Here is a 17,920-nt window from a genome sequence, read left to right as displayed (position 1 = left end):
TGGGTCATCGCCCGCTGGGGCACCGAACGCGCAGGACCGCGCCGAACCGGCGGCCAACCGACACCTGGCCTACCTGCCGACGACGGGCGATCCGAGGTTGGCCGGGGACGTCGCTACCGGTGCGTTCCCGGGCTCTGTTCAGCGCGGCCATTTTCGCAGCTGCGGCGTGAGGGCTCGCTCGTAGGCCCTCGGCTCAGACTCGCTGCTACCCGGACGATCCTGTCAGGAGCGGGTCGGTCTTCGAACACGCGCCCAGCGGGCGGATCCGCATCCGCTACCGTGCCGACAGCATCCCGCACCGGCGACATCGACTGCCCACGGTGTTCGCCGCGGCGATCACTGAACCGCCGGTGCAGGACTACAGGAGGTATGTAGGCATGGCAGACGATGCTCAGGCACGGCCGGAGGGCGGTCAGTGCGGTCTGGATCTCGGGGTCGAGGTCGAGCCGCACCGCGTGGGGCGAGTGGGTCGATCCCGCACGGCCTACGGTGGCGGCACAGCGGTTCACGCGCCTGGCCGGGATCGATACCGCGGCGATGTCCGGGATGGCTGCTACGGTGTCCGGTCGTGGCAGAACGGTCGCGAGCCGGGGGACGGCTGGTGGTCCTGCGTGGCAACTCGGGGTCGGGGAAGTCGACGGTGGCGCGCCAGGTCCAGGAGCGCTTCCCGCGCGGGACCTGTGCGGTGGTCTCGCAGGACTACCTGCGCCGGATCGTGCTGCGCGAGCCCGATCGGCCGGGCGCCTTCAACGTCACCTTGATCGAGACCGTCGCCGGAGCCTGTCTGGAGCGCGGCCTGGTCGTCATCGTCGAGGGCATCTTCGACGCCCGCCGCTACAGCGCGGTCCTGGCCAGGCTCGCGGACCGGGTCGAGCACCCGCTGTTCTACGCCTGGGACCTGCCGTTCGAGGAAACGACACGGCGGCACACCATGCGATCCCAGTCGAGCGAGTTCACCGCCACCCAGATGAGCACCTGGTACCACGGCTGGCAGTTCCTGGACTTCACCAGCGAGTTCCGGCTCGACGCACAATGGCCGGCACGAGTTGTCACTGACCGGATAGTCGCCGACCTCGACGCGATCCGCAGCGCTTTCCGATGCCCGCCGAGTGACCCGAGACCGTAGCCGTCCCAGCCCACCGTGCGGGCGCGGTGGTGCGGCGCCCGCACGGTGAGCCGGTGCCGTTGCGGCGGGAGGGGGATGTCCCGTTCGGGTGAGCGACACGGGTCGCCGCAACGGCATCGGCCGGTACTCCGATCGACGCGGCCGAAGCTTCCCGTCTCGGCCGTGCCCTGAGCGAGCCTATCGGCGCGGCGGTGCCCGATCCGGGTGAGGACGAAGAGATGTCACCCGATGCCCGGCACCGCCGAGCGGCCTGGCGCGGGGTTACTCGTAGTCGTAACCGTCGAATCCGGACTGCGCGGTGGCCGAGTCCGCGTTCGCGGTCGGCGGCTTCGTGGTCCAGTAATCGCCTGACGACGACCAGACGCATCTCGGCCCCCGTGTTCTGCACGCCATGTCGGGGCACCGGCCTGCGACAGGGGCGGTGGTCACCGCAGGTACACGACCCGCAGTCCCGCCGAACAAATCCAGGGCCGAAACGGGAGGCCAGATACAGAAAAGCAGGTCAGACCCGATCTGAGATCGGACCTGACCTGCTATTTTTGTGGAGCTAAGGGGACTCGAACCCCTGACCCCCACGCAGGGGTTCTAGATGCATCGTGGTTCCCATCGCTGCCCGAAACATCCCGTGAACTGCGGGAACGGGGCGGGGGTTCGTCCCATCGCTTCCCGTTGATTCCCATGATTACCCGTTCAAACCGGGGGGTTAGTGCGGGAGCAGTCAAGTTTGCAAGGCCCGCGACATGTGCCCTGCGGCCCGCCCCATACCGCTGCGGGGTGCCTGCCGCACTGTGCGCCCGATGACGGGACATCGTCGCGGGCTTCTATCCATCCCGGTTCCCGGGGTTGTCTGGGACGGCGCCGGAGACGGATGGCGCTAGCTGGTTGAGAACGGCGGTGGAATCGGGAGCCAGCGCGGGCCGGTCGATGTAGTGCTGTTCGGTGGTGGAACTGTTGCGGTGTCCAGCCTGCCGCTTGGCCTGGTCGGGTCCGAACTCTTCGGCGACGGCGGTGAGGTTGGTCTTGCGGTAGGTCTTGGGGGTGATCCAGGCGTAGGTGGTGCCGCGTGCGGCGCGCCAGGTGCGGCCGAAGTTGTGAGGGTCGCGCCAGCCGCCGCGCCGGGAGGGGAAGAGCGGAGTTTCGTCGTCGGGATCCCAGTCGTCGGCACCGAGTGCCCGCAGGGTCTCGATGGTGAATGTTGGCAGTACGACGGTGCGGTACCCGGCGTCGGTCTTGGTCCACTCCTGCCGGTACAGCCCGACTCCGGTCACACGGACGATGGTGCCGCTGATGGTCATTTCCCACGGAGCGGCGGATCTGTCGACATCGCAGCGACGGAACGCGAGGCATTCGCCTGGGCGCGCTCCGGTTCCCAGGAGTATGTCGGCGGCGTTGAGGATGTCGGGGTCGCGTGCCGGGCCGCGCGTGTAGGCGGGTGTACCGGGGATTGCTTTTCCGGCGAGCCAGGTTTCGAGCTGGGTGCGTAGCCCGCTGCGGGTTGTCTCGTCCATCGCTTTCGGTCTCGTCTTTTTGCGTTTGATCTTGCCGACTTCGCGCATGGGGTTCTCGCGAATCGCTCCGTGACGGACAGCCAGGCTCATCATGCCGGTGAGGATGATCTTGTGGCATTGAGCTTTACGGGTGTGCCCATTTTTCTGGATCATCTTCAGGTGAGCGTCGAGGTAGGAGGTATCTGCCTCGAATAGCCGCACGCCGTTCATTGCCGTTTTGATCTTCACGGTATCTTTGCGCGCCCGTGGGTCGTCGGAGGGTTCGATCTCCTCTCGGTACCATTGCAGGGTTTGTGGGGCCGTTGTCTCGTCCAGTCCCATTTCTTCGAGCCAGAGGTCCGCCAGTGCGGGAATCAGCGTGTTTCGGGTGACGACCCCGTTCCGCTGACGCCCCTCGGACTTGATCCGTTCCTGAACGACTTCGATAAGACGGTGCTCTGCACCGGTTTTGCTGGCTCCCCATCCTTCGACCCGGACGGTCTCTCCACTATAGGAGCGGTATCGGGCCCGTGCCCGGTATTGCCGTGTCCCGAGTTTCGTGCAGCTGATCCTGCCGTATGTTCCCATTGCCAACGCCTGCCGAGGCATACCTTCAGCACCTTTCCACACTGTTGATCTTCGATCCGAATCCGGCCGGATTCACGCACTTTCCCCGAGTTCGAGCTGCGCTTCCTCCCAGGCAAGGAGGTCGCTGAATCGGTATCTCCGATATCTGCCCATTCGAGCAAAGCGAGGACCCTTTCCGAGCGAGGCCCAGTTCGCGAGAGTTTTCTCAGGGATCTTCAATCGCTGAGATACTTCTTCGGTGCTGAGCCAATGGTCCGCCAGCGAGTTCCGAATACTTCCATTTCCTTGCGACGGGTCTATATTCACGCTCGATATCGCCGTATGGTCAAGCGGTGCGGTCGAGTTCTTTTCCGATCTGCGGTTGTTCCCCCTGTTTCCGTATTTGCGCACGGATTGGTCCGGCCGGTTTGCCCGATGTGGGACAAGTGCACCGCTCGCCTGGATCGACCTGTTCGGCGTTGCTTTCGATGTGGTCAAGTCACCGATCGCCTTGCGAGTGGGGGTCATCGCAGTGGCGCCTTTCGCGGCTCAGATGCCTCCGTGCCGGGGCTCGCAGACATCGCGACCGGCGGCGCGCCGAGGTCGACATCGGAATCCTCCTCGTGGCCGTTCATGGCGAGTTCGCCGGGATCGGTGGTGATGAGCGCGTTCTCGGTGTGGGAGGCCAATGAGCCGAATACCGCGCGGTCGGTGCCGCCGATCGCCAGCAGTCCCGAACCGCGTGGGGCCGAGAGCAGGAATTGCTGCTCGCCGTCGGAGAGGTGGAACGCGGCGGCGACCTCGTCGATGGCTTGGGGTGCCTGGCGCAGCAGCACCTGGGTTGCGGCGTTGGACACGATGGCGCGTCCCAGCTCGGTCGAGCACACGTCCGCGCAGTCCTGGGTGGCGACGGTCAGTCCGGCCCAGTGTTTGCGGAAGCTTTTCGCCGCCCGGAACAGGAACGCCGCTCCGGCGGGCTGGCGCATGAGCAGCCATGCCTCGTCCACGGTGATCATGCGGGGCCGCCGCTGTCCGGGGTTCGATACCCGTCGCCAGGTCGCGTCCAGCACGAGCAGCGTGCCGATGGTCTTCAGTTCCTCGGGTAGCTCGCGCAGCGAGAACACGATCAGCCCGCCTTCGGGCTCGGTGGTGGTCGGCCCATCGATCAGCCCCGCGTAGGCACCCGCGCCGATGTAAGGGTGCAGCCCGGCGGCCAGCTCGGTCGCGGCGGGTGAGCCGAGGCGGTCGAGCTGGTCGCGTAACCCGGTGAGCGTGGGTGCGGGGCGGGTCCAGGTGGCGGGGTCGTCGGTGATCCCGGCGGCGGCGTAGGTGGCGGCCAGCGCGGCGTCGAGAGCCGCTCTCTGGGCGGCGCTCTGCTCGCCGAGCAGCACCTGGGTGAGGGTGTGCAGGAAGAGTTTGCGCCGGGTGAGGGCGTCGGCGGGGGCGCTGCGGCGGCCGTCGGGCCGGGTGTGGACCTCCAGGTCGAAGGGGTTGATCCGCACGCCGGGCGCGCCGAGGCGCAGATGGGTGCCACCGACCGATTCGGCGAGGCGGCGGTATTCGTCCTCGGGGTCGATGACGACCTGTTCGATCCCGCGATAGAGCGCTCGCAGGATCTCGGTCTTGACCAGGTAGGACTTGCCCGCCCCTGAGCGGCCGAGCACGACGAGGTTGTGGTTGTGGGCCTCGGGGCCGAACCGGTCCACGAACAGCAGCCCGGACGCGGCGTCGCGGCCGTAGAGGACACCGTGGGGGCGGTCGGCCTGGGCAGGGTCGGCGGCGGGCAGTTGGGGTGAGTCGAAGGGGAATGCCGCGGCGAGGGCGGTGGTGTCGAAGGTCCGCTGCACCCGGATCAGGTCCGTCCCGAGCGGCAGTGTGGTCGCCCACCCTCGGGCGGCGCGGTAGGACAGGGTGCAGGTGTCCACGAGCAGGCTCGCGGCCAGGGCGCGCACAGCCGCGACTTCGTCGGCCAGTTCGGTTTCGGAGGTGGCGTGCACGGTGAGGTACACCCCGACCCGGAACAGGCGTGCTTCGGCGCGGGCGACCCGCGCGGACAGCTCGGCGGCGTCTTCGACCGCGACGTCGATCTGCGGGTCGGTCAGTCGGCCCCGGCTCAGGTCCTGCATGCGGGAGGACTCGAGGCGTGCCTGCTGGCGGCGCAGGCGGGTGGCGGCGGTGGCCGGGTCGACGGGCTCGATGTGGACCGCGACCTCGACTCGGCCGGGGTGAGAGAGCAGTGGCGCGAGCCAGCCGGCGGTCACCTCGCGCGGGTAGCCGGTGACCGCGAGCGTCGAGGTCCAGTCCGAGCCGATCTCGAGGTGGCGGGTGCCGATGGTGAGCGATTCCGGGGCGAACCGGTCCATGCCTTGCGCGAACGGATCCGGGGCCGGGGTGCCGGGTTCGGTGGTGATGATCGTGTCGGCGGCGGTGATGTCGGCGGCGGCCGAGACCAGGCCCTCGGGGTTGGTGCAGCTCATCAGCACTGCGGTCGCGGCCACGTGGTCGAGGGCGGTGACCGAGATGCCGAGTGGGGACAGGACGTCGGCGGCCTCGCTCATGCGGCGCAGCAGCCGGGATTCGGCTGCTCGGCGGGCACCGTGCGACAGTGCCCGCCGGGCCCGGCCTCGGCCGGGCAGCCGCGCGGCCAGCCCGGTCGTGGCCAGGGTGTCGGTCTGCTCGCGCCAGACGAGCAGTACTTGCCGGTGGGTCGGGTTCTCGCGGGCGATCAGCTCGGCGAGATGATCGCCGTGATCGACCGCTGCCGCGGCGAGGTCGGGTGACATCTGCTCGGCGGCGGCGTGCAGGCCGGTGATGTGCTCGCTCAGGTCCAGGCGCGCTGAGCGGATGAGGATCTGTACCGGCTGGCGCAGGGTGTGCAGCCATCCCGCGAGCTGACCCACCAGGCTGTCCTGTTCGGCCGGGGTCCGCAGGCTCAGGTTGAGGGTTCCGGCGACGGCGATGACCGCGAGGCCCTCGGCGCCGAGGTCGATCACGCCGACACCTCCACCTGCGCCACTGTCGGTCACTGCTTCCGGGAGTCGTGCCGCCTGCGCGGTCAACGGGGCCGGGGTCGGCGGGCGCGACCGAGTGGCGCGGGCCCGGGCGGTGATCCATTTCGGGGATGGCTGCACGCGGGTTTTGACGAGGTGGCGTGGCCGGAGGCGGTGGCCGATGGCGGCCACGAGCAGCAGGTCGGCCGAGAGGCCGTCGCGGCGGGTGCAGACCGCGACCGCGACCACGACGAACACCGGGGCCGCGACGGCGGCGAACACCGGCGGGGCGATGACCGTGCGGGTGGTGGCCCAGCCCGAGTACAGCAGCAGGGCGGTGGTGGCGAGGACGGCGAGCTGGCGGGCGGTGAAGGGCCCCAGGATGCGGTCGGAGCGGTCGACGTCGGCGGGGATGCGCACGAGGGTGCTCATCGCAGGGTGCCTCCTCGCGGTGGGCGGGGTGCGCGGCGGCGCACGGGCAGATCCGGCATGGGCAGATGCAGCTGCCGCCCCGCCGGGCGCGCAGGCGCGGATGCGGGTGGCTGTGGCGGGTTCGGTGGCGGCGGTATGGGTTTGACCCGGGTCACCGGGAACGGCAGCGGGTATTGGCCGCTGCGGGTCGGGCGGAGACGGGCGTAGGGATCGGCGGGGGCGGGCTCGGTGAAGTCGAAGGCGAGCTGTTGGGGTGCCGTCCGGCGCCCGGGACGCTCCGGTGGTGGCGCGGCCGGTGGCGTGGTGCGGACTCGGCGCACCGGGATCGGGAGCGGGTACTGGCCCCCTGTCCCGGCGCGGATGCCCCGGTAGGGGTCCGGTGGGGTGAAGTCGAACGCGAGTTGGCGTCCCCTCGGTGTCCGGGCGCGGCGCGGCGGGGTGCCGGTCGCCTCGGCCGGGGCGGGGCCGGGTCGGCGGGCGACGCGGCGCACCCCTTCCAGGGGCAACATCAGCTGCCCGTCTCGGGTCGCACGGACTCGCGCGAACGGGTCCGAACCCCGGGAACGGGCCGCCGTCGTGCGCGGCGCTCGCGGGGTCCGTGCGGGGCGTGGGGTTCGCGGTGCGGAGGTCGCCGAAGCGGTCCGGGAGGTGCTCGCCGACGCTCCTTTGAGCAGGCCGAGGGATTTGTAGGCGATGAATCCTCGCGCGATCGACCCGACGAACGAGCGGCCCTGGCCGATGTTGAGTACCGACAGCAGCCAGAACGGGGTCTTGATCAACAGGAAAATCAGCGCCAGAGCGACGATCGTGTCCGCGATCTCGTTCGCATCCGGCCCGAACAGGTGCCATCCGCCGGGGGTAAGCAGCACCCGCAGCACGGTCACCAGCGTCAGCGATTGCACGACCTGGATGGCCAGGCACGCCGCGAACGAACGCCACCACCAGCGCGCTACTCCGTCGACGCCGGGCAGTGCATGACACATCAACGCCAGCGGGGCGGCGACGATCAGCAGGATCGTGATGATGACGCGCACGACGTAGCTGATGAGCAGCACGAGCAGCATCACCACCAGCACCAGGTTCAGCAGCAGGAAGAAGCCCCGGCTCTGAGTGCCGGTCACCGCGAGCTCGGTCAGCGCTCGGGCGGCCGAGCCGGAGTCGACACCGTCTCCGGCGACCGCCGCGGCGAGGGCGTTGGCGAACCCGACCGCCGCCGTGGCGATGGTCATGCTCACCGCTCCGGTGACGAACCCGGCCACCAGCCGGGGCGCGAGCTCCCGGATCGACCACTGGGCCTGCAGGGTCTCCCGAGCCATCAGCAGCACCCCGGCCGCCATCACCACCAGCACATACAGGACGGTCACGAGTTGCCACGACCGGTCCCACAGCACGCCGATCTGCGGGATCGAGCCGGGCTCGGGAGTCGTGAGCAACGTCTTCGACAGCAGCTCGAGCAGCGGGTTGAGCGCGGTCTCCACGATCCGCTGGAAGAACCCGTCGATCGCGTTCTCCACGCACCCGTTGATGTCGGTGACCCCGCACTCGGCCGAACCCGACCCCGAGTCCGAGTCCGGTCCGGGGGCCGGGGTCGTCGTGCCGGGCGCGGGCGGGCTCGGGGTGGTGGAGGGCGGAGTCACCCATCGGCTCGGCGGGGTGGTCGTGGTCGGCGGGGTGGATGGTGGGGCGGGTGTGGCCGGGCTCGGGGTGACCGGCACGGTCGGTGTCACGGGCTGGGCGGCGGCACTCCCAGCGCCGAGAACGGCGAGCAGGACCGCGGCGAGCACCGCCGCTACAGCGGCGGCGACGGTGCGCGGGGCCGGTGAGAACCGGGCGGGGGCGGGTGGGGCCTGGGCCGAGGTGTTCACGGTCAGGCTCCGATGATGGACTTGAGCACGGCGACGATGACCGGTGCCAGCATCGCCAGCGCGTAGCCGAGGCAGGCGGCACGGAACGCGGTCTTGGCCTTCTCGATCTCGGAGGGATCACCGCCGCCGAGCAGATAGCGGGCACCGGCGACGGTCAGGAACAGGGTCGCCAGTCCGGCGAGGATGCCCACGATCCAGTTGCGCGCGTTGTCGATCACCTCGCCAAGCGAGGAGGCGATGGCCAGCACGTCGGTGTGCGGCGGTGCCGCCGAGGCCGATGCGGCGAGCAGGACCAGTAGCGCCACGGTCGTGCCCAGCACCGCGAGCCCTCGCGTCCAGCGCCGCCCGCGGCGAGCCGATGTCTGGGGCGCGGTACCGAGATTTCCCTGGTTGGTGTTCATGCCGCCACCGGCCCGTGCTCGGTGCTCGACTGGTCCGAGGTCACCGGGTGCTGGTTCGGCCGGCGACCTCGCCGCGGTGACCGGGCTGGTGGTGCGAGGGCGGTGACCGCCTCGGCTTCGACCGTGCTGGTGCGCTCGGGGTCGAGGTCGCGGGCGCTGTCGGACAGCCACGCCAGCAGGGCGCGTTCGGCGCGGGGGCGCTGCTTGCGCAGCTTCGACGGCGACACTCCGCGTTCGGCGGCCAGCGCGGTCAGCGAACGGCCTTCGAACCGCGAGGTGGCGATGAGTTCGGCGGCGTCGGCGGTGATGACTCCGGCGGCCACGGCTCGGGCCAGGACCGTCTCGGGATGGCCCGGTTCGGGCACCATCGCCCGCACCCGCTCACCCAGCGGGGCCAGGTCGCGGTCGAGGTCACCGACCACCGCCGCGCCGCTTCGCTGCTGGTTCGCTGCTTTGAGGACCGCGCGGAAGGCACCCCATCTCAGCCGATGCCACACCCCGGGCAGTTCCAGGCCCACGCGCGGGAGGTGGAGCAGGAACGCGGTCAGCACTTCGGACTCGATGTCGTGGCGAATGGCGGTATTCGACGTCGCGTACCCGCTGGCGGCCCGCGACAGCATCGGCGCGGCCAGCCCGGCGCACACCAGCATCGCGCCCTCGTCCTCGGCACGGACTCGTTCGAGCAGCCACACCCAGATCGCGTCGACTTCGGCCATCGGCGTCGCCGAGTCCCACAGCCGCTCACGCAACGCCTCCCACGTCCGCACCGCACCGGCGGCAGCCGACGCGGGCGTCGGCACCGGGCGCGGATCGGTGGGCAGCGCCCCGGGGGCGATCTTGTCGAAACCGGACCGCACCACAGCCAGCGGCGAGCCCGGCTTTCCGAGGAGTCCCACATATTTCACGAGGGGTGAATTCGTCACCGCAAATCTCCTTGATCGATCGAAAATCTCCGACCTCACAAGGACACCGAACACCCCTATCCGAAATGCATCCAAACCCTATCCAAACCACATCCATAAACCATCCGAAACATATCCGAGCCCTATCCCGGCGCGAGATGGATGACATCTCGCTACCCAACCAGCACTCTCAAAGCTCGGAGTAACTGTGACAGCGTTACCGCCATCTAGCAGCTGTTATGTGTGTCCGGATAGATCCAGGATTTGACTTGGATATGTTTCAGATAGGCCACGGATAGACCACGGCTCCCCCTGAGCAACCGCTCGAAAAATATTTTTTGGGAACTTTCACTCGCCCTCGCGCCGAGCGGCGTTCAGTCCCGGTTTTCCGGCTCAGGCAATTCTCAGAAAGTATTTCGGACGGCCGTGTCCCGTTTTCGGCTTTTCGGCGGAAGTAGGCGAGTACACACCGCTCTCTCGCTTAGGAGGCCGTCATGTACACCGGTTCCCGCCGACCTCGTTCCACCTCCGCCGCCGTGCGTGTCCCCTCGACCCTGTGGGCGCTGGGGCCCGCCCCGCTCGATCCCGGAGACCGCTGGCCCGGCCCGGTCCTGACGCGGGCGATCGCCGAGTTCTCCGCACCGGGATCGCGGGTGATGCTGGCGAGCTGGCCCGCCCCCGCCGCGCGGGGGGCGCTGCGGATCATCGAGCCCGACACCGCCGACGCGCTCGCCGCGGTCGGTGAGCTGGACCGCCACGGCCTCGACGCTCCGACCGAGCGGAGGTGGTCCGGGGAGTCGGTGGATCTGGTCGTGGCCAGCCTGCTCGCTGATCACCTCGACCCGATCGCCGCCGCCGAGCACGTCACCACGCTCGCGACCGACGTGATGGCCCCGGAGGGTTTGCTGGTCGTTCTTTCGCGCTGCCGCCACAGTGCTTCCGGCGTCTTGGACGATCCCGCCGGTTCCGTCGTCGCCGCCGCCCAGGCCGCCGATCTGCTCTATCTCCAGCACATCGTCGCCGCGCCGGTGAGCGGCACCGCCATCATCGCCGCGCCCGCCGACTCGGCCTCCTCCGGGCTCGCGCGCCATCGGGTCGCCCACACCGACGTCTTCGTCTTCCTCCAGCCCGCTCATGGCTGACCCAGCACACCACTCGCCCCGCCCGAACTCCGACCCGAAGGACACCGCCTTGACGCTCGACCACGCCGCCGCCGAACCCGACGACGCCGACTCCGCGATCCCCTCCCAGACCGGTTCCACCGCCGCGCCGGTGTCGGTGTGGGCGACGGCCCAGACCGCGCCGACCGCGCAGCGGCGGGGCCGCTACCACCGCCACAGCACCGCCCACCCCGCGAAGATGTTCCCCGCCATCGTGCAGCACGCGGTCGAGACCTACACCCGCCCCGGGGACCTCGTGCTGGACCCGATGTGCGGGATCGGCACCACCGTGGTCGAATCGCTGTACCTGGGCCGTCGCGCGGTCGGGGTCGAGTACGAGGCGCGGTGGGCGGAGCTGGCGCGCACCAACATCGAGCTCGCCCGCGAAGCCGGGATCGATCTCGACGCCGCCGTCCACCACGGCGATGCCCGCAAGCTGGGTGAGCTGATCGGAGCCGAGCTGCGCGGGCAGGCGAGTCTGGTCATCACCTCCCCGCCCTACGGCGACTCCCTGCACGGGCACGTGCGCGCCAACGGCGCGGACCCGGTCCGCAAGTCCAACCACCGCTACGGCCGCGTCCTGGACCGGGGCAACCTCGCCAACGTCGGCCTGGGCCGCCTGCTCACGGGGTTCACCAAGGTCCTCGCCGGGGCCGCGGAGTACCTCGCCCCCGGCGGTCATGTCGTGATCACCGCGCGGCCGTGGCGGCAGCACGCCGAGCTGGTGCCCCTGCCGAGTCACCTCTACACCTGCGGCGAGCTGGCCGGGCTCGTGCCGGTGGAGCGGTGCGTGGCGCTGCTGGGCCGTCTGTCCGAGGGCGAGCTCGTGGCCCGATCGAGCTTCTTCCAGCGTGACTTCGTCGTCAAACAGCGCGCCACCGGACTGCCGATCCACCTCATCGCCCACGAGGACGTCGTCATCCTCCGCAAGCCCGACGCCCCGGCCACCGACGCCCTCGAGCTTCGCCGCGCCAGCGGCCGATTCCCCTTCGGCGCCTCCACCACGCTGCCCTCGCGCGCTGTCGGCGGCCCGGGATCGGTGGCCGCGTGAACACCGCACCGAATCCCGAGCAGGGGTGGCTGGGCCGGGCGCTGATCGCGCCCGGCACGGCGCTGCGCGATCTGGGCGAGGCGATCGGACACGGACTCGCATCGGTGCCGGGCCTGGGCGTGGCCGGGGCTGTGCTCGCGGTGCTCGCCGCGGCCCGGATTCTGGGCGAGGTGCGTCGGCGCCGGCTGAGTGCGGGTGCTCGCCAGATCACCGTGCTCACCCCGCCCGAGGTCGACGCCAAGGGAGCGCTCGCGTTCTGGGCGCATCTGATCGGGCAGCTGCGCCCGGCCTGGGCGCGGGTACTTCTGGGGCAGCCGCATCTGGGGTTCGAGTACACCGTCACCCCCGAGCAGGGAGCCGCGATCCGGCTCTGGGTACCCGGCGCGGTCCCGCCCGGACTCATCGAACGCGCCATCGCCTCGGCCTGGCCCGGCGCGCACACCGACACCCTCACCCCCGCCCGTCCCCCGCTGCCGGTCGCGGTGCAGGGCGTGCGGCGGGTCGTGGCCGGGGGCGAGCTGCGGCTCGGACGCCGCGAGGGGTTGCCGTTGAGTACCGATCACTCCGGGGATCTGGTGCGCAACCTGATCACCGCCGCCGACGACCTCGCACCCGGCCAGGCCACCTGCGTGCAGATCCTCGCCCGCCCGGTCACCGGCCGCCGCGTCGCGCGAGCCACCCGCGCCGCGGCGAGCACCACCACCCCAGTCGGCGTCGTAACGGTTCTGCTGCGCGAAGCTCTGGACCTGCTCACCCCCGGCCCGAGCACCACCCGCGCCTCCCACACCCCGGCCAAGGTGGCGGACGGGGGGCACGCCGACCGCCAGACCTCGCTGGAGTACAGCGCCGCTGCCCGTGCGGCAGCGGCGAAGGCCCGGGGCGCGCACTGGGAGACGGTGGTCCGCTACGCCGCCTCGATCCCGGTCTCCGACGACCCCGACCAAGCCGATACGAGGGCGCGAGCACGGTCGGTGGCGCGCGGGCGCGCCGACGCGCTGGCCACGGTCTTCGGGGCGTGCACCGATCACAACTACTACCGGCGCAGGCGTCGCCTGCACCTCACGTGGTTGATCCGGCAGCGCCGCCTCGGGCGGGGGGATGTGCTGTCGGTGCCCGAGCTGGCCACGATCGCGCATCTACCCACCGACGACGGGCTACCCAGCCTGCAGCGCGCCGGGGCCCGCGCCCTGTCCCCCGCCCCGGAGATCCCGGTCGGCGGGGAACACACCAAGCCGCTGGGCATGGCCGATACCGGGACGCGCCGACCGGTCGCGGTCAGGATCTCCGACGCCCGCCATCACCTACACATCCTCGGCCCCACCGGGGTCGGCAAGTCCACCCTGCTCGCGCGCACGATCCTCGATGACGCCGACGCCGGGCGCGGGGTCATCGTCATTGACCCCAAGGGCGACCTCGTCACCGACGTCCTGTCCCGGCTGCCGTCCCGGTTCGGGGATCGGGTGGTGCTCTTCGACGCCGACTCCCCGGCCCCGCCCCCGTGCGTGAATCCCCTCGACATCGACCGGATCGGGCGCGCGGGAATGGACCTGGCGGTCGACAACCTCGTCACCGTCTTCCACCGGATCTTCCACCAATGGTGGGGGCCGCGCACCGACGACATCATGCGCGCGAGCCTGCTCACCCTGTGCGCCCAGCCCGGCACCGCCACCCTGGCCGACCTGCCCCGCCTGCTCACCGAGCCCGCCTTCCGCGCCCGGGTCACCCGCACCGCCAAAGACCCCGTCCTGCGCGGATTCTGGGACAGCTACGAAACCCTGTCCGACACCGGACGCGCTCAACTCACCGGGCCACTGCTCAACAAATTGCGGGCGTTCCTGTTGCGCCCCTTCGTGCGTGCGGCCATCGCGGGCGGGCCCTCCACCGTCGAGTTCGCCGACATCCTCGACAACGGCGGCATCTGCCTGGCCCGCCTGCCGAAAGGCTCACTCGGAGAGGAAACCTCACGCCTGGTCGGGTCGCTACTGGTGGCGCGAACCTGGCAGGCGGTGACCGCGCGGGCGCGGGTGCCCGCCGCTGACCGGCCCGACGCGGCTCTGGTGCTGGACGAGGCGCAGAACTTCCTGAACCTGTCGACCCCGATCGAGGACATGCTCGCCGAGGCCCGCGGGCTGCGGCTGTCGCTGCTGCTGGCCCATCAGAACCTCGGCCAGCTCTCCCGGGAACTGCGCGACGGCATCTCGGCCAATGCCCGCAACAAAATCGTCTTCGCCGTCAGCCCGGATGACGCCCGCGACCTGGCCCGCCACACCGACCCGTGGCTCTCCGAGCACGACCTGTCCCACCTCGACGCCTTCCACGCCGCCGCCCGCCTGCTGGTCAACGGCCGCAACGCCCGCCCGTTCACCCTCACCACCCGCCCCCTGGACCCGCCGATCCCGGGCCGCGCAGCCGAGATCGCCGCTGCCGCTCAAGCGCGGCTCACGGCTGCACCTGCCACCTCCGCGCGGCCCTGACCCGGCCACGCCTCCCGAGAAAGGCCCCTTGCTGATGATTTCCCGTCCCGACAGGCAAGCCGATACCCGTGCACCGCGCCCGGCCTGGTCACCCACGACCAGCCCGGAGAACAGGTCGGTGGTGCGGGCATTGACCGGGCGCGACCGCTGGATCCTGCGCATGGTCTACGAGCACCGGGTCCTGACCACCGGCCAGCTCGCCGCCCTGGCGTTCCCGACCACCAAGATCGCCAGCCGCCGCCTGGCCGTCCTGCACACCTACCGGATCCTCGATCGGTTCCGGCCCCTGCGAGTCCGGGGCACCGCCCCCTACCACTGGACCCTCGCCCCGGCCGGAGCGGCGATCCTCGCCGCGGAAGCCGGAGTGAGCGTGCGCGAGCTCGGCTACAACCACCAAACCACGCTCTCGGTCGCCCACAGCCTGCACCTGACCCACACCCTCGGCGTCGCCGAATGGTTCACCGCCCTGATCACCCACCCCCACGACGGGCACGTCGTGCGGTGGTGGTCCCAGACCCGCTGCCAACGGCTCTGGGGCGACCTCGCCCGCCCCGACGCCCACGGCCGCTACACCCACAGCGGCGACCAGCTCGACTTCTTCCTCGAATACGACCTCGGAACCACCTCCCTGCCCCGGGTCGCGGCCAAGCTCCACGGCTTCGCCGAACTCGCCCGCACCACCGGAACCGTCGTCCCGGTCCTGTTCTGGGTCCCGACCACCAGCCGGGAGGTCAACGCCCGTGTCGCGCTGCGGCGCACGTGGGAGCGGCTGCCCGATCCCGAGGCGGTACCGGTCGCCACCGCCTCCGCAGAGTTCCTCGGCTCGATCACCGGGACGAGTCCGGCCGACCAGGTATGGCTGGCCCTGCACACCGACTCCGGGCGCAGGAACCTGCACGAACTCGGCAACCTCTGGCCGCGACGGACCACACCGGAAGACGGCATCGACCCGGAGTCGAACTGGGCACCGTCGAGCGGGAGCCTCGCTCTGGCCCCGCCACCCCCGAGCCCCCCGGCGTCGGCGTTCTGGTGAGGTAGCGATGCTGGCCAAGGCACTCGGAGCGGGATTCGCGGGGTTCGTGTTCCTCACAGTCGTCATCGCGGCCGTGGTCAGCGCCGTCGCCCTCTTCGACCACGCACTCACCCCCGCCCCGAGAACCTCGACCGGCACCGGGACGGCTCCGAGCAGCGAAGCCCGACAGGACATCCCGGCGCCGATGCTCGTGCTCTACCAGGCCGCCGCCGGGGACTGCCCCGGACTGGACTGGTCGGTGCTCGCCGCGATCGGCAAGATCGAGACCGACCACGCCCGCTCACCGCTTCCCGGAGTGTCCTCTGGCGAGAACGCCTCCGGCGCGGGCGGCCCGATGCAATTCCTGGCCCCGACCTTCGACACCGTGACCAGCCGCCATCAGCTGCCCGCTGGCGGCGCGAGCCCGCCCTCGCGCTACAACCCCTCCGACGCGATCCACGCCGCCGCGTTCTACCTCTGCGACTCCGGCGCACCCGCAGACCTGCGAGCCGCGATCTTCACCTACAACCACGCCGACTGGTACGTCGACCAAGTCCTCGACCAAGCGGCCCGCTACCGCGCCACCGACACCACCACCGGCGGCGACTGCCACACCACCTCGGCCCCGACTCCGGCCGCTGCGCGGGTGATCTCCTTCGCCTGCGCCCAACTGGGCCTGCCGTATGTGTGGGGCGGTAACGGACCCGAGGTCAACGGCGGCTGGGACTGCTCCGGACTCACCCAAGCCGCCTACCGCGCCGCCGGAATCGCTATCCCCCGCACCACCTACGACCAGGTCCACACCGGCACCCCCGTTCCCGAGGACGAGCTCGCCCCCGGCGACCTGCTCTTCTACAGCACCGACGGCGACGTCCACCACGTCGGCATCTACCTCGGCGGCGGCCAGATGGTGCACGCCCCCACCTTCGATGAGCCGGTCCAGGTCTCGCCCTACCGCTGGCCCGGCGACGACTACTACACCGCCACCCGGCCCGCCCCTGCCCACGACGACTCCCGCACCCCTTCCTGACCACCCCTGCACGAACGGAGAACCCGATGCGCCACCACCTGCACTCGACCCGCCGCGCCGCCCGCTCGGCGCTGTGCGCGGCCCTCGCCGTCACCACCGTGACCGCCGGTGTCGCCGCCGCAGAACCCCCACCGGGCCGCGACCAGGCACCGTGCCCGCCCTGGACCGCGCTGCTGATACCGGGCACCTACGAGACAACCCTCGATGCCGCCGGGCAGGCCGTGCCCGCCGTCCTCTTCCGGCTCGGGGAGTCACTGACTGCCCGCTACGGCAGCGATATCGAGGTCCGCACGCTCACCTCGACGCCCGGCGGCGCGGGTTCGGTGAGCGGAGCCGACCTCACCGCGGCGGTCTCGGCGCTGTGCTCGCACACGCGAGTCGTTCTGGCCGGCTACGGCCAGGGCGCCGAGGTCACCGGCGACCTCGCCACCACCATCGGCAACGGGAAGGGGCCGATCCCGGCCTCCCGGGTCGTGGCCGTCGCGCTCGTCTCCGACCCGCGCCGCGACCCCGCCACCACTCAGCTCGGTACCCCGGTCTCCGGGCACGGCGTCACCGGCCCGCGTGCGCAGGGATTCGGCGAGCTGACCGATCGGGTCCGCACGCTCTGCCTCGACGGCGACGGCTACTGCTCGACCACGCCCGGGTCCGCACCGGTCCTCACCGCGGTGAGCCGCGCACTGGCCACCATTCCCTCGGTTCCGACCGCCACCGTTCCCACAACTACCGCAGCGGTCCCCACCACGACAACGAGTGCGCCGACCACGACCACCGGCACGGCCTGGACCGGGCAGCTCGACGTGTCGCAGGTGCTCGCTCAGGTGGTCACCGTGCTGAACGGGCTCGCGAGTTTCACTGCGAACGTGCCCGCGATCGTGGCCGACCTCGCTCAGCTGCCGGGCCTGCTCACCGCAGGCGATGTGCGGGGTCTGCACCGTGTCTCGGGCGATCTGAACGACCGGTTCAACCCTCTGGTCGCGTTGGCCGATGGCCTCGATCTGCGCCTGGTGGCCGCTGCGTTGAAGCTGGCCGCGCCGCTGGACACCACCGGGGTCGCCACGATCGCCGCCGAGATCGTCGGTGTCCTGGCCGGGCTCGACATCTCCCGCATCGCCACCGACATCGGCCGAGCCCAGGAGATCGCCTGGACCGCCGTGGACATCCTCACCGACGGCGACCCCGTCGCGGCCTTCCTGGCGCTGACCGGGCTGGCACAGATCGCCGCTGATCTCCTCTCGGCCACCGCCAGCGCGTTCACCGGCACCCGGTTCCCCGCACTCACCCAGACCTACAGCACCACCGCCCCCGGGGCGGGCACCACGACCGGCACCGGCCACCCGGCCCCCCAGAACGGCCACACAGCCCCGTTCGACGCCACCGGCTACGACGCCGCCGCCCCCCTGCTGACCGACTGGATCACCCG

Annotated in this window: 14 protein-coding genes; 8 read left to right on the top strand and 6 right to left on the bottom strand. The window is 70.7% G+C overall.

From position 1 onward, the window contains the following. Positions 1-568: 568 nt before the first annotated feature. Positions 569-1,126, top strand: a complete 558-nt coding sequence (locus tag ACFO0B_RS31400; RefSeq protein ID WP_378617361.1) for an AAA family ATPase — start codon at positions 569-571, stop codon at positions 1,124-1,126. An 821-nt stretch (positions 1,127-1,947) separates the two neighbouring features. On the opposite strand, the gene ACFO0B_RS31395 is transcribed toward ACFO0B_RS31400, so the two are convergent. Genes ACFO0B_RS31395 through ACFO0B_RS31380 form a run of 4 tightly spaced genes read right to left on the bottom strand, consistent with a single transcriptional unit; the run spans position 1,948 to position 8,116 of the window. Beyond that, on the bottom strand, positions 1,948-3,222 hold the full coding sequence (locus ACFO0B_RS31395) for a site-specific integrase (RefSeq protein ID WP_378617359.1): 1,275 nt from the start codon (positions 3,220-3,222) through the stop codon (positions 1,948-1,950). Between the two features lie 51 nt (positions 3,223-3,273). Next, positions 3,274-3,708 carry a helix-turn-helix domain-containing protein gene (locus ACFO0B_RS31390; RefSeq protein ID WP_378617357.1) on the bottom strand — a complete coding sequence of 145 codons (435 nt, stop codon included), beginning with the start codon at positions 3,706-3,708 and terminating at the stop codon, positions 3,274-3,276. After that, the gene (locus ACFO0B_RS31385) at positions 3,705-6,602 is read right to left on the bottom strand and encodes a TraG/VirB4 family ATPase (protein WP_378617355.1); all 2,898 of its coding nucleotides are present in this window, start codon (positions 6,600-6,602) and stop codon (positions 3,705-3,707) included. The genes ACFO0B_RS31390 and ACFO0B_RS31385 overlap by 4 nt, the downstream gene beginning before the upstream one ends. After that, positions 6,599-8,116 (bottom strand): hypothetical protein, encoded by a 1,518-nt coding sequence (locus ACFO0B_RS31380; RefSeq protein ID WP_378617353.1) that lies wholly within the window; start codon positions 8,114-8,116, stop codon positions 6,599-6,601. The genes ACFO0B_RS31385 and ACFO0B_RS31380 overlap by 4 nt, the downstream gene beginning before the upstream one ends. A gap of 10 nt (positions 8,117-8,126) precedes the next feature. On the opposite strand from ACFO0B_RS31380, the gene ACFO0B_RS31375 reads away from it, so the two are divergent. Continuing rightward, entirely contained in the window at positions 8,127-8,483 is a 357-nt protein-coding gene (locus tag ACFO0B_RS31375; RefSeq protein ID WP_378617351.1) for a hypothetical protein, read from the top strand. Here the strand turns inward: ACFO0B_RS31375 and ACFO0B_RS31370 are convergent. Together ACFO0B_RS31370 and ACFO0B_RS31365 are read right to left on the bottom strand one after the other, a co-directional pair. Further along, the gene (locus ACFO0B_RS31370) at positions 8,470-8,868 is read right to left on the bottom strand and encodes a pilin (protein WP_378617349.1); all 399 of its coding nucleotides are present in this window, start codon (positions 8,866-8,868) and stop codon (positions 8,470-8,472) included. The two genes, ACFO0B_RS31375 and ACFO0B_RS31370, sit on opposite strands and share 14 nt — an antisense overlap. Then, on the bottom strand, positions 8,865-9,830 hold the full coding sequence (locus tag ACFO0B_RS31365) for a hypothetical protein (protein ID WP_378617347.1): 966 nt from the start codon (positions 9,828-9,830) through the stop codon (positions 8,865-8,867). The genes ACFO0B_RS31370 and ACFO0B_RS31365 overlap by 4 nt, the downstream gene beginning before the upstream one ends. 434 nt (positions 9,831-10,264) lie before the next feature. Between ACFO0B_RS31365 and ACFO0B_RS31360 the strand changes: the two genes are divergently transcribed. The 6 genes from ACFO0B_RS31360 to ACFO0B_RS31335 all read left to right on the top strand — a co-directional run. Beyond that, on the top strand, positions 10,265-10,912 hold the full coding sequence (locus ACFO0B_RS31360) for a hypothetical protein (protein WP_378617345.1): 648 nt from the start codon (positions 10,265-10,267) through the stop codon (positions 10,910-10,912). Next, on the top strand, positions 10,905-11,981 hold the full coding sequence (locus ACFO0B_RS31355) for a TRM11 family SAM-dependent methyltransferase (protein WP_378617343.1): 1,077 nt from the start codon (positions 10,905-10,907) through the stop codon (positions 11,979-11,981). The genes ACFO0B_RS31360 and ACFO0B_RS31355 overlap by 8 nt, the downstream gene beginning before the upstream one ends. Beyond that, positions 11,978-14,455, top strand: coding sequence for a type IV secretory system conjugative DNA transfer family protein (locus ACFO0B_RS31350; RefSeq protein WP_378617341.1), 2,478 nt, complete (start codon positions 11,978-11,980; stop codon positions 14,453-14,455). The genes ACFO0B_RS31355 and ACFO0B_RS31350 overlap by 4 nt, the downstream gene beginning before the upstream one ends. A 130-nt stretch (positions 14,456-14,585) precedes the next feature. Beyond that, positions 14,586-15,488, top strand: coding sequence for a replication-relaxation family protein (locus tag ACFO0B_RS31345; protein WP_378617339.1), 903 nt, complete (start codon positions 14,586-14,588; stop codon positions 15,486-15,488). Positions 15,489-15,495: 7 nt separating this feature from the next. Further along, on the top strand, positions 15,496-16,497 hold the full coding sequence (locus ACFO0B_RS31340) for a C40 family peptidase (protein WP_378617337.1): 1,002 nt from the start codon (positions 15,496-15,498) through the stop codon (positions 16,495-16,497). Positions 16,498-16,523: 26 nt separating this feature from the next. Further along, positions 16,524-17,920, top strand: a 1,397-nt coding sequence (locus ACFO0B_RS31335) for a cutinase family protein (RefSeq protein ID WP_378617335.1), incomplete at its 3' end; no start/stop codon positions are given.

It is taken from the genome of Nocardia jiangsuensis, from assembly GCF_042650385.1.
GTDB classification, from domain to species: Bacteria; Actinomycetota; Actinomycetes; order Mycobacteriales; family Mycobacteriaceae; genus Nocardia; species Nocardia jiangsuensis.
Note: the sequence above shows the minus strand (reverse complement) of the source record. Positions and strands in the feature narration are given on the sequence as shown.